This window comes from Mesonia phycicola, from assembly GCF_900141885.1.
Lineage (GTDB): Bacteria > Bacteroidota > Bacteroidia > Flavobacteriales > Flavobacteriaceae > Mesonia > Mesonia phycicola.
This window is the reverse complement of record NZ_FQYY01000001.1, coordinates 28236-45277: the sequence shown is the minus strand read 5'-3', so window position 1 is coordinate 45277 and position 17042 is coordinate 28236. Positions and strand designations below refer to the sequence as shown.

Annotated in this window: 15 protein-coding genes; 1 reads left to right on the top strand and 14 read right to left on the bottom strand. The window is 29.1% G+C overall.

Annotated features, from left to right (window positions below):
* Positions 1-99: 99 nt before the first annotated feature.
* The 4 genes from BUC03_RS00240 to BUC03_RS00225 all read right to left on the bottom strand — a co-directional run bounded on the left by BUC03_RS00240 (position 100) and on the right by BUC03_RS00225 (position 5223).
* Entirely contained in the window at positions 100-2334 is a 2235-nt protein-coding gene (locus tag BUC03_RS00240) for a TonB-dependent receptor (RefSeq protein WP_234971582.1), read from the bottom strand.
* A 103-nt stretch (positions 2335-2437) separates the two neighbouring features.
* Entirely contained in the window at positions 2438-3016 is a 579-nt protein-coding gene (locus BUC03_RS00235; protein ID WP_073147051.1) for a DUF1287 domain-containing protein, read from the bottom strand.
* Positions 3017-3134: 118 nt separating this feature from the next.
* Positions 3135-3647: an ankyrin repeat domain-containing protein gene (locus tag BUC03_RS00230; protein ID WP_073147049.1), complete on the bottom strand. Its 513-nt coding sequence runs from the start codon at positions 3645-3647 to the stop codon at positions 3135-3137.
* 55 nt (positions 3648-3702) lie between these two features.
* Positions 3703-5223 (bottom strand): catalase, encoded by a 1521-nt coding sequence (locus tag BUC03_RS00225; RefSeq protein ID WP_073147048.1) that lies wholly within the window; start codon positions 5221-5223, stop codon positions 3703-3705.
* A gap of 111 nt (positions 5224-5334) precedes the next feature.
* Between BUC03_RS00225 and BUC03_RS00220 the strand changes: the two genes are divergently transcribed.
* On the top strand, positions 5335-6258 hold the full coding sequence (locus BUC03_RS00220; protein WP_073147046.1) for a hydrogen peroxide-inducible genes activator: 924 nt from the start codon (positions 5335-5337) through the stop codon (positions 6256-6258).
* Between the two features lie 81 nt (positions 6259-6339).
* Here BUC03_RS00220 and BUC03_RS00215 read toward each other — a convergent pair whose 3' ends face one another.
* The 10 genes from BUC03_RS00215 to BUC03_RS00165 all read right to left on the bottom strand — a co-directional run bounded on the left by BUC03_RS00215 (position 6340) and on the right by BUC03_RS00165 (position 17034).
* Positions 6340-7182 carry a DUF6503 family protein gene (locus BUC03_RS00215; RefSeq protein WP_073147044.1) on the bottom strand — a complete coding sequence of 281 codons (843 nt, stop codon included), beginning with the start codon at positions 7180-7182 and terminating at the stop codon, positions 6340-6342.
* A gap of 154 nt (positions 7183-7336) precedes the next feature.
* Positions 7337-8830, bottom strand: coding sequence for a DUF5018 domain-containing protein (locus BUC03_RS00210; RefSeq protein ID WP_073147043.1), 1494 nt, complete (start codon positions 8828-8830; stop codon positions 7337-7339).
* Positions 8831-9419: 589 nt separating this feature from the next.
* On the bottom strand, positions 9420-9896 hold the full coding sequence (locus BUC03_RS00200) for a Dps family protein (RefSeq protein WP_073147039.1): 477 nt from the start codon (positions 9894-9896) through the stop codon (positions 9420-9422).
* A gap of 70 nt (positions 9897-9966) precedes the next feature.
* On the bottom strand, positions 9967-12114 hold the full coding sequence (locus BUC03_RS00195; RefSeq protein ID WP_073147037.1) for a DUF748 domain-containing protein: 2148 nt from the start codon (positions 12112-12114) through the stop codon (positions 9967-9969).
* Positions 12115-12407: 293 nt separating this feature from the next.
* A complete protein-coding gene (locus BUC03_RS00190) occupies positions 12408-12827 on the bottom strand; it encodes a hypothetical protein (RefSeq protein WP_073147035.1) in 420 nt (139 codons plus the stop codon).
* Positions 12828-12849: 22 nt separating this feature from the next.
* Complete coding sequence (locus BUC03_RS00185) at positions 12850-13257, bottom strand: OsmC family protein (protein ID WP_073147033.1); 408 nt, start codon at positions 13255-13257, stop codon at positions 12850-12852.
* Between the two features lie 6 nt (positions 13258-13263).
* Complete coding sequence (locus BUC03_RS00180) at positions 13264-13866, bottom strand: YceI family protein (protein WP_084112703.1); 603 nt, start codon at positions 13864-13866, stop codon at positions 13264-13266.
* A gap of 72 nt (positions 13867-13938) precedes the next feature.
* Positions 13939-14499, bottom strand: coding sequence for an RNA polymerase sigma factor (locus tag BUC03_RS00175; protein WP_073147031.1), 561 nt, complete (start codon positions 14497-14499; stop codon positions 13939-13941).
* Positions 14500-14650: 151 nt separating this feature from the next.
* A complete protein-coding gene (locus BUC03_RS00170; RefSeq protein WP_073147029.1) occupies positions 14651-15571 on the bottom strand; it encodes a hypothetical protein in 921 nt (306 codons plus the stop codon).
* A 125-nt stretch (positions 15572-15696) separates the two neighbouring features.
* Positions 15697-17034 (bottom strand): hypothetical protein, encoded by a 1338-nt coding sequence (locus tag BUC03_RS00165; RefSeq protein ID WP_073147027.1) that lies wholly within the window; start codon positions 17032-17034, stop codon positions 15697-15699.
* Between the last annotated feature and the right edge of the window lie 8 nt (positions 17035-17042).

Genomic DNA, 17042 nt, shown 5'->3' with positions numbered 1-17042 from the left:
AAAGAGCTTTTAAAAATTGATGTAGGATAATAAATAAACTAAATATTTTTGGTTTTTTTTAGGGATCTGCTACACTTGTAAATTACTTTAATGGTAGGTTTAAAAATTATATTGAATTGTACCTTTTGCAAAAAATGGAGTACCTGGAGTAAAATGTATTTCTTCTACAGAGTTTGCTTCATTTTGCAGTCTAGATTCTGTAGCAAATTGTGTTTCATTCCATTCGGTATTTAGTAAATTCTGAATTTGTATACCAAACTCTAAATTTTTCCATCTATAGCCAGCATTTAAATCTACTACGGTGTAACCTTCTGCTACAATAGAATTATCTTCGTTAGCAGGTCTATCTTTTAAATAACGAACATTGGTACTCCCGTAAATACCACTTTTATGTTTAAAATTAATACCACTAACTAAGGTGAAATCTGGCGCTAACGGAATGTAATCTTGCCCGTCTGCTTCGTCAATTGCTCTAGCATAGGTGTAGTTTACATCTAAATTCCAGAATAGAGAAGAGGTAGGTTGGTATCTGTAGCTTAAATCTATACCTTGTCTTCTTGTTTTTCCGCTTGGCTCCACAATACCAGCATCACCTACGTACACAAATTCTTGTTCTAAGTATAAATACCAATACGCCATATTTAATAGCATTTTAGGTGAAATTTTCCAGATATATCCAAGATCAAGCCCGTATGCCGCTGGTAAAATATTTACACCATCTTCTGCAACAACTACACGAGTATCGTTAGAGTGAAATCCTTTTCCTGTTTTTAGGTAGAGTTGTAAATCTTCAGATTGATTGTATAGAATATTAAATTTAGGACTAACTACTGTTTTGGTATTGGTTTGCGTTTCATAAGTAGTTTGTAGATGATCATTATACATAAAGTTGAAATAATCTACACGTAGGGTAGGGTTAAAGGTCCACTTTTTAATATTGATTTGCGTACCTAAATAAGCTCCAAAATTAGTTTCATTTATATCTCCAAACTGAATTTGATTAAGTGTTGTGCTTCTATTTAAGGTGTGAGAAAGTTCATTATTTTTACTTACATCATTTCTTAAGCTAATACCAGCAGTGAAATTACCTTCTATTGTATTGGTGAAAAAATCTTTTTTGTATTCACTATTTACCCCATAAATCTCACGGTTTTCTTTCTGCTTAATTTGGTCACCGTTAATAGGGTCGTCTAAAAAGAAAGTGAAATTAGAATATAATTCAAAATCATATTGAGAGTAGTAAATGTTATTTTTTATAGATGAGGTTTCATTAATTACTCGATCATAATTCACTAGAATATTTTTTCTGCCAGTTGTACCACCTTCTGTATCATCAATAGCACCAAATCTTCCTATTAATCCACTTTCAACTGCTCTTACAGGTATTTGTCCAGAGGCATCCCAAGTGCTAGTAAAGTAAGAGGCAGTTATACCTATTTTGTCTCTATCATTTACTTGTGCTGTATATTTTCCGAAGAGATTTATTCTGTGAAAATTTTGAGGACTATCAAAGGGTCCGTCTGTACTTATATATTCTGAAGCAACGTAAGCATTTTGATGATCATCGTTAAGTAAGTTAAACATACCAAGTAATCTCTGGCTGTTAAATTGGCCAGCTTCTAATTTAATAGAACTATTATCTAGTCTACTTTTGGTTTTAAAATCTACAAAACCTGCGGTTGCAAAATTACCTTTGTCTTCGTTATACGGACCTTTACCAAAATCAATTTTTTCAATAGTTTCTGGAATTACAAAATGCAAGTCTGAGTAACCTTGCCCGTGAGCGTGAGAAACCATATTAACTGGCATTCCGTCTACATTTATACTAATATCTGTACCGTGATCAATATCAAAACCTCTTAAAAATATTTGCTCAGCTTTACCACCACCAGCATGTTGACCAATAAAAAGACCTGGAACTTTTCTAAGAATATCTTGAGAAGAGTTTACGGGGTTTATTTGAATATCTATATCTGAAATTAAATGAAGCGCATTAATTTTATCTGTAATAACTACTTCATCTAGAGAAATAGAAGATCTGTTTAAGTAGATTTTTAAAGGCTCTTCTAAAGATTGAATAATGACTGGTTGGTTTTTAAATTGCGTATGGCTAAATACTAACGTATCTCCAATTTTAGTTTTACTTAATTGAAAATAACCTCTAGCGTCACTATGGGTATGTTGGTTGTTAGATTTGTTTAGAATTTGAACTCCTAGCACAGATATATCATATTGATCTACTACAGTACCTTCTATAGTTTGGCTGTAAATAGTAGAATAGGAGCTAATAAATAATAAAAAAAATAAGGAAAGTTTAATTTGAAAATCAGGCACGATTAAAGGTTTTTATTGGGGTTTTGTTTTCTTCAAAAATAAACTATTTGATTTTTTAAGGAAATTTTTAATTGAAGATTAAATTGAAATATTTTAATAAAATTTAGAGGTAACGATAGTGACCAATAATTTTATAACTAAAAAGACAATCTTCTAATACTTGCCCACCACCAATATTGTGTACTATTAAATACCTATTACCATCAGTAGATTTCTTATTTACCACAATACCTATATGAGTTAGGCCACCACCTAAACTCCAAGAAACTACATCACCTGGTAAATAATCTTTAGGGTTTTGGCTAATTTGGATACTAGCATTATTTCTGCTAAAAAAAATCATTAGGTTAGGTACTCTTCTATGGTCAATATTTTTATCTGTAGATTTTAAACCCCAATTTTTAGGATATTTGCTAAAATTAGCTTTCATATCTTCATGAACTAATTTTTGTAAATCTATACCAACTTTTCTATAAGCTCTTATAATTACATCTGTACAAACTCCTTTATTTGCAGGTACATCTCCGTTTGGATAATCTATCGAAAAGTAGCTAGGGTCGTAAGTTACATTTTGGGTAGTAAGCTCTAAAGCAGCCGTAGATAAATTTTTAGCAGGTATTTTGTTTTGGGAAATTACCAGTAAATTTGAAAATAAAAATACAATAATTAAAATCTTCTTCATCTGCGGTAGTTTTTATCAAGAGTATTTATTAAAACAAAAAAGTCTAACAATATTTAATTATTAGACTTTAAAGGTATTAAAATTAGACATTATGCTCTCTGTAAATTACATAGATTTTTTATTTTAAAAGAGCAATAATATCAGTATTACCTTGCATTTCTGCGTGTTTAAGAGCGGTATTACCTCTATTGTCCATTATTTTTTTATCTGCATTGTTTTTTAATAGGTAAGAAGCTATTTCTTTATGCCCAAATGTACTAGCGTAGATTAGAGCTGTAGCATTATTAAAATTTAGCTGATTTACATTTGCTCCGTGATCAATAAGCATTTTAGCAATATTAAAATCACCTTTAAAGCAAACTCCCATTAAAGCGGTATTTCCAGAAAGATCTTGTGCATTAATGTTACAATTTTTTTCTAACAAGAATTCAACAATTTCTGTTTGTCTGTTGTAAGTTGCTAATATTAGCGGAGTAAAACCTTTATGGTCCACAGCATTAATAGTATCGTTATTTAACTGGTACAGTTCTTCTAGTTTATCTACATCACCACTTCTAGCAACATCAAAAATAGATTGCGAGTAACTACTAATGGTAAAAACGAAACTTAATATAATGATGATATTTTTCATAATTAAAAAGATAAATAAGAGGAAGCAAAAACTACTTCCTCTATATTATTAATTTTTAGTGCATAAAATCTTTTTGAGAAAAACCTAGCTCTTTTGCTATTCTCATCCCAAAATCTCTATCTGCTAAGTAAAAATGAGTAATCATTTTTTTCTGTATGTTCTTATCTGTTACTTGCCCTAAATCTCCTTTTAAATTTTTAATTAAATTGTCTTTTTGCTTTTTAGACAGCGATCTGTAGAAATCTCCTGCTTGTGCAAAATCATTAGTTTTAGAGATTTTCTTTTGAGTAATAGTAACGTTAGTAAGTGTAGTTTCTGCTTGTTTGTACTGTGGGTCTTCTTTTAAAGAAGCCTTAGAACTTGGTTGGTAATTAACATCTGGATTTTCAAACCTTTTATTGCCAGAGCTAATCCAACTATCAGAATTATAGTTATTAGGCTCTTCTAAAGGTTTGTTTACCTCTAATTGTAAAAAATTAGGACCTAATCTATGTCTTTGTGTATCAAAATAAGAAAACAATCTACCTTGTAATAATTTATCTTCAGAAGGCTCTACACCAGGTATTAAAGCTCCTGGAGAAAATGCAATACTCTCTACTTGCTCGAAATAATTAACAGGATTTTGATTTAATGTCATAGTACCTATTTTAATTTTTTCTATCTGGTCTGCTGGCCAGTCTTTAGTAGCATCTAAAGGCCAAAAATCAAAAGAATGGATATCTTCTGGAGCAATCATTTGCACATATAAATCCCATTGTGGGTAGTTTTTATCTGTAATATCTTTTCTTAAACTAACAGTAGCGTGTTGCCAATCTTTACCTTGTTGCTCTTGCGCTTCTTCTACAGTAAGATTTTTTTCACCTTGTTTAGATACCCAAGAATACTTAACATAAGTTACTTTACCTTCTTTATTAATCCATTTGTAACCGTGTACACTACTACCATTCATATACTGGTAACCTTTTGGTATACCTAAATCTGTATACAACCTTGTAAGCATGTGGGTAGATTCTGGTACGTTTGAGAAAAAGTCGAAAAATCTATTAGGGTCTTGTTTATTAGTAACTGGAGATGGTTTTAAAGAGTGTACCATATCTGGAAACTTAATAGCATCTCTAATAAAAAATATTGGTAAGTTGTTACCTACAATATCATAATTACCTTCTTCAGTATAAAATTTTACTGCAAAACCTCTTGGATCTCTAGCCGTTTCTGGAGAACCTTTTCCATGAATTACAGTAGAAAATCTTACTGCTAAATCTGTTTTTTTACCTACTTCAGAAAAAAGAACTGCACGAGTATATTCAGACATATCTTTGGTAGCTTCAAAATATCCAGAAGCACCCGCACCTCTTGGGTGAACTACTCTTTCAGGAATTCTTTCTCTATCAAAAGCAGCTAATTTTTCAACCAAATAAATATCTTCTAATAAAACAGGTCCGTATTCTCCAACCGTTTTAGAATTTTGATTATCACCTACCGGTACGCCACCATTGGTAGTGATAGTTTGGTTGGTTTGTGCAAACCCAGCCCAAACTAAAGAAAGCATTAAAAGTGTTGTTAATTTTAGTTTCATTTTTTTGTATCAATTTAATTTATTAGAACGGTGTAAAAATCAATTAGATAGCGTTATTAATCAAATTAATACTTTATATACTTGTATTGTTAAAATTAATATCGTTAAAAAATGACCTTACAGCAATTACAGTATGTAATAGCCTTAGATACTTATAGACACTTTGTTACCGCTGCAGAAAAATGCTTTGTTACCCAACCAACAATCACTATTCAGGTAAAAAAACTAGAAGAAGAAATTGGTTTTTTAATTTTTGATAAAAGTAAATTTCCATTAAAACCAACAGATTTAGGAAAGGTATTTATTTTGAAAGCTAAAACTATTTTAGATGAAGTTAGCGAGCTAAAAAATATGGTGAATGTAGAGCTAGATAATTTGGAGGGCGAATTTAAAATAGCAGTAATACCAACTATTTCTTCTTATTTAATTCCTTTAATTTCAGGTTCATTTTCAGAAAAATACCCCAAAACTATTTTAAAAATTCAAGAGTTAGAAAGTGATCAAATTATTTTAGCACTTCAGAAAAAAGAAATAGATATAGGTATTTTAGTTACACCGTTAAATGAAGCTTTTATTAGAGAAATTAAACTCTATAATGAGCCTTTTGTATTTTATGGGCAAAGCGATTATTTTGATGACGAAAAAAAATCTATTGATATTGATGAGTTAGAGAAATTAGAGAATGTATGGTTATTAGAAAAAGGACATTGTTTTAGAAATCAGGTTTTAAATATTTGTGGTAAACAAGAGAACTCTAATACAATTCAATTTCAAAGTGGTTCTATTGAAGCTTTAAAAAAAATGGTAGATAATTATGGTGGTTATACCTTAGTGCCAGAAATGGCTATTAATGCTAATGATACGGGAAGAATAATTCATTTTTCTGAGCCTAAACCTATTAGAGAAGTAAGTTTGGTAACGCATCAAACATTTTCTAAAGAAGTATTATTAAATGCTTTACGTTTAGAAATTATAGAGAAAACACCATCTGAATTTGTGAAAAATGAACGTTTTATAAAGGTTAATTGGAGGTGAAATATGATAGAATATATTATAAAAAACGCGCAAAACTCAGGTGAAGTTTTGCGCGTTTTTATTTTTAACTATAAAAGCTTTTTATTTTTGAAAATCTGCTTTAGTTAAGTTGTTATCAAACTTTATATCTGTCCAGTTAGCAGTAACCCAAGGTTTATCTGTAACTTCAGCATCCCAATTAGATGCTTTGTATCTACGTTTAGATGGAATTAAAAAAACATCTACTTCTGTATATTCTAATTGCATTAATGAAGGTGTCATTTTGTTATAATCTGCCACAGTAAATAAAAATTGATCTACTAGTTTAGTGTCTTTATTTATATATACTTGGTAAATGTCTCTTGGTTTTTTATCTTCTGCATCAAAAGAAATTTTAACCACATCATAAGCAGTACTATCTATAGTTTGTTCTTTTACATACTCGTAATTTACACTAGGATCCATTAATTTTTGCATCATAGTAAACCAATAGTAATTTGTTGGTCTATTAAAAGCTACTTTTTTTAAGGCTAAAGTGTCTGTTACTATTTCTCCATTGTGTTTTAACCAGTACTCTTTACCATCATAACCTTGTTCAATTTCTCCTTCTAAATTAGGCATGGTTCTTTCGTGTTGTGTGTAGTGACCATACGATAACTCTCCGTCAAACATATATTTTTCTGTAGATACGTTGGTTTTATTATCTGGAGTTTGGTAAGTGTAGGTAAATACCACGTCTTTTTTATCTAATAACTTATTGTAATCTCCAATTTTTTGAGTCATATTATATACTAACTCATGAGCTTTGTTTTCAAATTCTAATTTTTTTTCTTCTGGAGTTACAGTTTCAGAAACTTGTGTTTCTTCTGTTTTATTTTGTTTTTCTTCTTTACAAGAAATTAGAGTAAAAATAGAAATGGCTAATAAAGATAGTTTTATTTTCATGGGGTGTTTTTTAGTTGAATTGATTCTTTTTTTTTAAAATAACTTCAGTAATTAATTCTTAAGAAGTAAATATATCAAAAAGGAGACAATTTTTAGGGGGTTAACATTTTATTGTAAAAGATTATAATGAGAGTAGTTTCTCAAGTATATTGGATTAATTAAATACAGCATTTACGCTAACACCTCTTCTATACCCTAAACTTGAAGCTTCAATTAAAGTGATGGTTTGTGATGACGGGCTATGTCCATAATAAGACGGAAAAAAATTATAGTTTAAAGTAAGAGATAATTCAGTTCTTTCAGGATTAACTGTTAAATCATAGTTATTAGAGTTAGTTATTATATATATATAACCATTAGAAGCTATTGAGATATAATCGGGTAGATTTTCTCCTTTTATTATTAATGTATCTCCTCTATCGTAGGATTGTTGATTTATAGAAGTGATTATAGGGGCATTTTCAGATTTAACATCAAGATAATCTAAGGTTTCAGCTAATGTATTACCATTAACTTTATATTTCAATTTATAGTTATTTGCAGATACTATGTTTTGAGGAAAAACTAATTTGAAACTTGTATATATTCCATCTACATATTGTGATTGTTGTGAAAGGTAATCTATATAATTAAGATTATAAGAGTTAGAGTTATTTTCTAACACTAATGAGGAATTAGGTATGTTTAAATCAACATTGTAAGAGCCAAAAGCTGGTGTTATATTAGCAAAATATTGTAAATGATATGTAGAATAATTATAATTAAACATACATATTTTAGGGGTCATAATATAATTATTAGAAGTTCCATCTTCGGCAGTTACTTTATAAGTTATGGGTAAGTAAAAATTTTCATTAGTCCCAGGTTCAAAAGTATATGTAGCCCCATCTGAGAGTATGATGGTAGATTTAGCCTGACCTATACCTTGGGTAGTTTCTACATCAATTGTTAGATTTTCATGGTCTATAATAGCATTATGGATTTTGTTATTATAAAATAGTTGATAGCTAATAATTTTCTTTTCACTAGAAAGTATAATATTATTATTAACTATGATTTTATAATTATTTCTGGCTCCATTTTGTGCTACAACTGTATAACTAATTGGTTCATTAAAATTTTGAGCTTCTTCAGAAGAGGGGAATATCTTTGCATCATCTGAATATTCAATTATTGGGATAATAGAAGGGTTTTTCTCTATTCCTTGTGTATTGATTGTGATTGTACTTTCTACTTCATTAATAATTCCATTAAATATTGTATCATTTATTTTAATTTTAAATGATTCTATAAAATTATTAGAATTTTGACTTTGTGCTTTAACAGTATAAGTACTTTTTATGCCATTTTCAGCTGTAACTGTATATTTTACATCATCCTTAAATACTTGTGAAATATCCATACTTGGTGAAATCGTAGCTTTATTAGAAATTTTTATAATAGGAGTTAAAGGTTGATTTAAATCAACATCCTCCATATTCACAATTATAGAAAGTGTACTATAATCAATTTCTCCATCAAAAATTTTATTTTGATCATTTATACTAAAAGAAAGAATTTGATTTTTACTACTAAGAGATTCATCATCATCAGAGCAGCTTGTAAAACAAAATGTTAGTAATAATAATAAAAATATTCTAGGTGCCATTAATTTTTAGTTTGTTTAGATTATAGATTCTTATAAGAAGCTATAATCAATAATATTAAAACAGTTTAACGACAAATAAATTTATAGTTAACTGTTTTAAATATTATAATTGTTAATTTTGGAAGCAAATATATCAAAAAGAACTGAATTTGATAGAGGTGATGTTTTTGAAGATTAAATAGATATTGAGCAATTATTTCATATCAAGATGCACGGTTTGTAATAAAAAGTCAAAAAATGTTTCAAAATCAATTAAAGTAAATATTATAGGGATGATTAAGAGGAGACAAATAAAATACTTATATGTTTTCTGTGTTTGATTATAGAAAACGAGTATTAGTATATAAATAATTAAATAATAAAGAAATAAAAAGCCAAAAGCAATACTAAACAGTGGCATAAAACCGCCCATAAATAATGTGATAACCATTAAAACTAAAAGTATAATCCATATAATTTTGGTTATAGTTTTTATTGTTTTCATAGATATAGTTTTACTTTTTTTATAACTGTTTTTATATAAAAAAAGCGCTAAATAATTACAGTAATTACTTAACGCTTCGTTTTATTTTAAGGTTAGGATTTAATTTTATTTATTTAAAAAAGAAGAATACATCCAAACCATTTTTTCTTGCTCTCTTATATAATCACTCATTAATGCGCTTGTCCCTTCATCTTCAGCGTCAGATGCAAGACCAAGTAATTCTCTTTGAAGAATTAAAGTAGTTTGAAAAGATTCTAAAATACTTTTTACAGCTTTACCGCCATCACTAACTTCTTCACTTTCTTTAATTTTAGAGACTTTTCTGTAATCTGCATAATTGTGCTTTGGTGAGTAGCCTAAAGTTAAAATTCTTTCTGCAACTTCATCAATTTTAAGAATTAAATCATTGTATAATTCTTCAAACTTCACGTGCAGTTCAAAAAACTTTTCTCCTTTAATATTCCAATGAAAACCTCTTGTATTTTGGTAAAATATAGAATAGTTAGCTAAAAGATCGTTTAGTTTACTTGCTAACTGCTCAGATTTGTTAGTGTCTAATCCTATTTGGTTTTTTGTACTCATTTTATGTGTTTTTTGTGTCGATTAATTTTCTACTACTAAGGTACGATTTTTACAGGATTTGCTAAAGGTTTTATTCTTCTAATAAATCAAAATTTATTTTAAATCTAGGGGCAGAGTTAACATTTTCTGTTTGTTTAATATCTAAACTTTTTACAGTAATATTGGTAGAGTCTTTTGCTGTAGTTAGAGCGGTAGTAATATTTTTTTCTAAGGTTTTATTATAAATATTAACTAAAGAGTCTGCTGTTTTTGAGTTGATTAACGTGTATGCTTTCTCTTTTACGCTTAAAGAATCTATTGCTACTTTGGTGTTAATGTAATTTTGAAACCCAGTTTGGTCTTCTAAATAGTTTTTATTTTTTTCTTGAAAGTATTTTTTGCCTAATTCTGAAAAAACAATAGCGTCTCTTTGTAAGTCTGTATCTACAAAATGAGCTAATTCAATTTTTAAACCTTTTTTAAGTGTTTCAATTTCTAGAAGTTTATGTAGTTTTTTAATGTTGTTTTCATCAGGGATAGTGTCTGTGTATTTAAAAACTAACTCTTCATAATCTTTAGGGTTTACATCTACAAGTGTAGAAAGAGTAGTTACTGGGCTAGCTGCTGTTCCTGTAATTCTGTTTTTAAGCGTTGTCCAGACTATTTTACCAATATTAATTTCAGGATTGTTTAAATTACCACGAACAGGTACCTCTAACCGAACTTCATTATTTTTATCTTTTAGAATAAATAATGCAAATTTAAGAGGCAAGCTGTATAAACCATTTTTTTCATTTTTTACTTTAGGGTTTTTTACCAATAATTGATTTTCACTAATAAGGTTTGCATTGGTTAATTTTGAGGTTGAATAGTAATAAAAATCACCAACCAAAACACTATGTCCCATATAGTATTGAGAGTATATATTAATATCTGATAACTGAAATTTTTCTATACTAATACCTAAATTTAAATTATCTAAATTTTGAGGATTATAGCCAAGTTTAGCATCTAGATTACCACGATTATTTAAAAGCATATTAGCATTTATATTTACCCAATCTGCTTGGCTATCTATTTTATCAGAATTAATTTTGATATCATTTAAGTGATAATCAAAATTTTTGCCTGTTAAATTATTTCTGTAATCCATTATTCCATCTTTTACAATAAAATTATTAATGGTATAGTGTAAACCTGTAGCTGTGGTGTCTATTTGTGTTTTATATTCTTCGTTAGCCAGCGTATTATCTTCTGTATCTACTTTAAATAGTTTCACTAAGTTGTTAGTGATAGAATCCATTTCAAAATAAATGTATGGAGTAGAGAGGGTAAGTGAGTCTAACTCGTATGTAGCATTTGCATAATCTATAAGTTTTAATGCAGAACTTATTTTTTTAGACTTAATTACTTCTTTGTTATTTTTATCTGTTAAGGCAAAATCGTCTATATTAACTTTACCAGAAACAAGTGTGTTTATGGGATTATTCGTATTACCTTCTATTAATATTTTAGAGTTTAATATACCTTTTAAACTGTTTATGTCTGCATATTCTAGCGCATATTTATAAAAAGGATCTAGTATTAAATTGTTAATAGTTACTTGAGCATCATAATCACCATCTGCAGGATTAATATTTAAAGAGGTCTCTAAATAGCCACCGTTTTTAAAATTAAATTTGATGTCTGCATTGCTTTTTTCTTCTTTATTCCAACTTATATTATCCATAAAAATTGAAAAATCATCTATATGCGTGGTATGATCTACATTTTTATTATTGAAAAAGAAATTAGCATTTTTTAATTCAATATTAGAAATATCATATTTTACAGTTTCTGATTCTTCCGTAGTAACAGTATCATTTTCTTGCGTATGAAAAGCTATAAGATCGTCAAAATTAAAAACAGAATCTTTAAGGGTCGTGTTTACTGTTAAACCATCTATATAAAATTGTTCAATTACGGTTTCGTTAAATAGAAGTTTGTATGGCTCTAGATTGACTATAAGCGTATCAAATTTTATAAATTCATCTTGATTATTTTCTTCTAGCATTTTAAAATTATAAACTTTTGCAGTACTAGAGAGGTAGTTGTAGTGAAGTTCTTTAATGTCTATTTTTCTGCCAATAAGTTCTTTGCTGTTATTAATGGCATAATCTTTAATAATTCCGGGTAAAAAAAACAGTACTAATAGTATTATTACTAATATACCAATTAGTATTTTTTTGCCTTTGCTCATGGGGGTTAAGTTGTTATAGTAAGTATATATTTTATTGGTAGAGCAAATTTACTAATGCTTGGTTATAAATACTTTTAATTGTTTGTTTTTTTATTAAATAAAAAGTGTTTTTTAAAATAAAATAGGCTACAATATTTAGTGTATAAATCTTGACTTAAAGCCACTTCCAGAAATTTTATAAATTTCTTGGGGGAGGGAAGTGTGGGGTGATTTATAAACTTTATTGTAGCCGTTTTTTTAATAGTAATTTTAAACCTTTATAATTTTTATAAAGGTTTAGAGCTAGATAACTATTATGCGGTAATTGTGTTTAGCTTACTATTTCTTAGCATTAAAAAATTTATAGTAGAAAAGGTAGTAATAAATAGTGCTATAACCACTAGCATCCATTTAGGTTCTGTACGTAATAAAAATTCAGATAATAATGCACCTAACATTATACCTATACCTAATAAATACACAAGTGGATTAGGTTTTTTACTTTTAAATATTACACCCAAAGCGCTTAAGATGTATAAAACCGCTATGATTAGTAACAATACTCCTGTAGACATTCTAAAAAATGTAGGGTCTACGCCAATAGGTTTAGCCATTTCTATAAACTGTTCTACCACCATTGGGTTGCTGGTTAGTTTAGAAAGTGAAAACCTTATAAATACTAAGCCAATTAGAAGGCTAGTACTTGCAATAAAAATTTTTCTAGTTTTTTTCATTTTCAATTTTTTAAAGTAAAATTTATTTTAATTCTGTTGCGTGTTCAATATTCCACTCGCCCATAATTTGTCTATGTATGTAACATGCGTTTGCCTGTTTTAATAACTCATCTCTTTGTTCTTGTGTAATATCACCTTCAATATGAATAGCAACTTTTATATTTGTTTTTAACCCGTTAGGTTCTCGTTTTACTTCTTGAGAGAGTTCTGCATTTACTTCTCCAATTTCCCAATTCTTCATTCTAGCAATGTATCTAATAGTTGCTACTTTGCACATCGCTAGACCGCTTAATACTAATTCTGAAGGAGCTAAACCTAAGTCTGTCCCTTTACTTTTTATAGGTTCGTCACCAACAATGCTGTGTGTGCCGTTTGTAATAATACTTTGGTAACCTTCGATAAGGTTTTTAATTTTAATAACTGTAGCCATGATATTTTATTTTTTATGAGTTAATTCCATTGGAATGTTAATATTTACTTCGTCTCCTACAACCATTGTAGTAGCCCAATCTCCTGTACCAACTCCATAATCTGTTCTATTAATAGAGGTGTTAAAATTTACTCCTAAAACACTGGTGCCTTTCATCATAGGATGTTCCATTTCTCCTGTAATTTTCATAACAAGAGTGATGTTTTTAGTTTTATTTTTTATGGTTAGTTTACCGTGAAGTAAGTATTCTTTATCAGATTGTTTTTCAAATTTGGTTGATTTGAAAGTGATATTTGAATAATTTTTGGCGTCAAAAAAATCTGTAGATAACAAGTGATTATCTCTTTTTTCATTTCTTGTATTTACACTGTTGCTGGCAATGGTAAAATTTGCCTTGCTGGTTTCTAAATTGTTAGCGTCAAAATAGAAATCTCCATCAAACTCGGTAAAGTTTCCTGGTACAGAAGAGAAGAAATGATTGATAGAAAAATTAACAAAAGTATGTGCTTTATCTATTTTCCAAGAGGTTGCTTCTTGAGCGTTAGAAGTGTAAATGCTTAGTATGGCTAAAACAGCCGCAAATGTTATTTTTTTAATTTTTAAAAACATGGTTTAAATTTTATAAAAGTTAGGATAGCCAAAATGAACTATCTATACCTTTATACCATTGTTTCTAAAAAATCACCCAATAGAATTATTTTTTTTTAATTTTTCTTCTTCCAGTTTAATTTTTCTAATTTGCTGTACGCACTTATGTTTTTGATTTTGAGCGTTATGCTTACTAGAATAGCCGTAATCTTTTTGAATTTGATCTATTTCTTTTTCATTAAAAAAAATGTCATGAATAAGTTTACTACAGTGATTTGTAATTTTTAATAAGTAACCTTTTAGTTTTTCTGAGTAGTTCTTCTCATTTTCTATAGATTCATTAATAGACTCTTGGAAGTGATAAGATTGAATTTCATCAATAGACAATTCAAAATTTCTGCTTCTAAGTTTTTTAAACCACAAGTTTTTACAAATAGCATATACGTAAGTGTTGATAGAAGCGGTTAATAAGAAGTGATCTTGCCTTAATTTTTCTACGAGAACAAGCATAGCATCTTGAAATAAATCTTCAGCATCTATTTTGCTACCATTATTATTTTTTACAAAGCTTAAAATTTTAGAAAAATTTTCTTTGTATAATTTCCCAAATGCAAAATTATTTTCAGTTTTTAAGTCGTCTAAAATGTTATTCATATTTTAATTACTGAATATTTAATTTATAAATAAGATTAAATTATTTCAGTTGTAGATTTAGTTGAACAACATTACAGTCTCCTTTTTTAGGATTTCTTTACTATCTAGCTATTAAAATCGTTAAAAAAAGATTGTTTTACTTAAAATTAATTTATTTTGATAACATTAATTCTTTTCTTTTAGCCTCATCTTTCACGCTTTTTTGTTTCCAGTATGGCTCATTTATACTAGATTTTAAACGGGCAGTAGTAATTAAATCACTTCCATTATCTTCTATCCAACCTAAAATTTTAAAAGGAAAATTTTTCTCTGATTCTATAGTAATTGTTCTATTTAGCGTAGAGTATTCTATTTTATAAGTAATAGATTTTTTATTTTCGGTTTTAGAAATTTTAGCTTTTTCTGGTTGTAAGTTTTTATGAGATGATCTACTGTATAGGGTAGAGGGGATTAAGTCTATCTCTCCTAAAGGTAATTGCCCATTGTTTATACGAATACGCGTCATTAAATCTTCTTCTAGTAAAGCAGCATCAAATTGTTTTTTTTCATCTCCTGTAGATTCAAAATAAGTAAATTGCTGAAAGTTGTATTTTTTTTGGTCTAAGTTTAATTGCGTGAATGTTTGTCCACACCATTCTTGAATACTAGTGGTAGATTTTAAGGTTAAAGGGTGGTTTTGTGTGTCTACAGGTGTAAAAGTAGATGTAACAATAGAATAATCATAAATACCAGTATTAAACTTACGTACTTGGTTCAATTTCATTACCGTTACTTTGTCTTTCCCAGCTTTATCGGGTCTATCTAGCTTTACTTGTTTGCTTAAAGAAAATGGTTCTGTTACAAATATCAAGACAACTTCTCCGTCTCTTATTTCATTATATCTAGCTTGTTTGAGCTCGTAGCTGTTTAGTTCGGCTTTACCTGTATACCAATAGTCATTAAACTTATTATTAGTAGTGGTAGAGTTGTCTTGTTTTGTAACAACAGCTAATTCTGTTTTGTTATTTTTTTCTGAATTACAACTAATACACGCAAATAATACTAAACATAAAATAGTAAATCTGAAGCCCATAGAATTTTAAATTAAGTTTCTGTGTTCTATTCACAAAAATTATTCCTGTTTTCATAATTAAACAAAAAAATCCCTACCTGAATTTATCAGATAGGGATTTTAATAAATTATTATGTGTGTGTGTGTTAGAAAGTACCTATAAAGTGGCTTCCTGTTACGTTAACTAATTCAGCACCTTTAATAACTTCACCAGTTTCTGTATCTACTACATAAATATTTCCATTTTCTCCTACAGGAGCTTGAGTTAAGTAAATCTCAGTTCCATCAACTACAAAACCTTGGTATTGGAATAAGTAGAAATCTGGGTCGTAAGGAATTGCGTCAATTTTTGTAGCCGTTTTAGCATTTAAATCTACTAAAGCAAAAAATCCTTGTGCACCTGCAACACCTTCTGCAGAACCATCGTGACGGTAAGCTAATACAGCTTTACCATTAGCTGCTGGTCTCCAAGCTAATACATAAGCTCCTTGAACACCTAAAGCATCATCTAAATTAAAGTCGTAAGAATCATCATATTGATTATCTGCATCAATCTTTAAGATGTGAGAACCTTCTGGATCACTTTGGTTTGCCTGGTAAACACTTCCGTTATATTCAAAAGCATTAATACTACGGTATCCGTTTGTATTACCATGACCTACAGTTGATGTAATTACAGTTGGGTTTAATAGAGAAGGGTAGTCTAATACAATAGTTTTAGAACCTAAAATTTCATAATCGCTATCACTTTCTGTAGTAGCAGGATCAAGTTTACTTAAACGTGCACCAATGTATAATTTATCTCCAGCTGCATTTAAAGTTGGCATATCTATTCTAGAGATATAATATCCAGCAGCTTCTTCTTCTGCACTTAAAGGAACGCTATGCTCTTGGAAGTTGTTAATTAAAGAGTTTTCTAAATCTAAAGTTACTACTCCAATAGTAGCTTCTGTTCTAGTATAATTACCTTCTTCATCAAATTCATTTTCTGTATTAACATAAACTGCAGATCCAGTTTTGTCACCATCAAATAATTTAATCCATCTAGGAGCTGTTCCTACGTATGGTGCAATACTTATTTCACTACCTGTTTGCGTAAAAGTTTGTCCACCACCTACAGTGTATTTTGTATAGTTACCACCAGTATCACCAGCATAACTAATGTTAAAGATAGTATTACCGTCTTCAGATGATTGTAATCTAGCAGTTCTGTTAGATGGAGCTATAAAACCATTATCAAAAGCTTCAATAGAGACTTCTGGATTTTTAGCATCTTCACTACTTACAGAGTAAATTAATGTACCTCCATTACCATCACCTGGATCATCACCCATTTTTGCTGCAGCAACAGTAATCCATCTAGAATCGTTTGGATTTGTAGCTGTGTCTGTACTACTGTCATCATCGCTACTACAAGATGCCAATACACCAATAGAAATTGCTAGTAAAGCTAGTCTTTTCATGTTCATTGATTTACGTTTCATTAGTTTTT

Bases quoted from the DNA above. Each gene is read 5' to 3' on its own strand.
- BUC03_RS00185 (WP_073147033.1), bottom strand. From the start codon at position 13,257: ATGGCTACAGTTATTAAAATTAAAAACCTTATCGAAGGTTACCAAAGT.
- BUC03_RS00170 (WP_073147029.1), bottom strand. From the start codon at position 15,571: ATGGGCTTCAGATTTACTATTTTATGTTTAGTATTATTTGCGTGTATT.
- BUC03_RS00200 (WP_073147039.1), bottom strand. From the start codon at position 9,896: ATGAGTACAAAAAACCAAATAGGATTAGACACTAACAAATCTGAGCAG.
- BUC03_RS00235 (WP_073147051.1), bottom strand. From the start codon at position 3,016: ATGAAGAAGATTTTAATTATTGTATTTTTATTTTCAAATTTACTGGTA.
- BUC03_RS00230 (WP_073147049.1), bottom strand. From the start codon at position 3,647: ATGAAAAATATCATCATTATATTAAGTTTCGTTTTTACCATTAGTAGT.
- BUC03_RS00225 (WP_073147048.1), bottom strand. From the start codon at position 5,223: ATGAAACTAAAATTAACAACACTTTTAATGCTTTCTTTAGTTTGGGCT.
- BUC03_RS00180 (WP_084112703.1), bottom strand. From the start codon at position 13,866: ATGTTTTTAAAAATTAAAAAAATAACATTTGCGGCTGTTTTAGCCATA.
- BUC03_RS00215 (WP_073147044.1), bottom strand. From the start codon at position 7,182: ATGAAAATAAAACTATCTTTATTAGCCATTTCTATTTTTACTCTAATT.
- BUC03_RS00210 (WP_073147043.1), bottom strand. From the start codon at position 8,830: ATGGCACCTAGAATATTTTTATTATTATTACTAACATTTTGTTTTACA.
- BUC03_RS00175 (WP_073147031.1), bottom strand. From the start codon at position 14,499: ATGAATAACATTTTAGACGACTTAAAAACTGAAAATAATTTTGCATTT.
- BUC03_RS00190 (WP_073147035.1), bottom strand. From the start codon at position 12,827: ATGAAAAAAACTAGAAAAATTTTTATTGCAAGTACTAGCCTTCTAATT.
- BUC03_RS00220 (WP_073147046.1), top strand. From the start codon at position 5,335: ATGACCTTACAGCAATTACAGTATGTAATAGCCTTAGATACTTATAGA.
- BUC03_RS00195 (WP_073147037.1), bottom strand. From the start codon at position 12,114: ATGAGCAAAGGCAAAAAAATACTAATTGGTATATTAGTAATAATACTA.
- BUC03_RS00165 (WP_073147027.1), bottom strand. From the start codon at position 17,034: ATGAAACGTAAATCAATGAACATGAAAAGACTAGCTTTACTAGCAATT.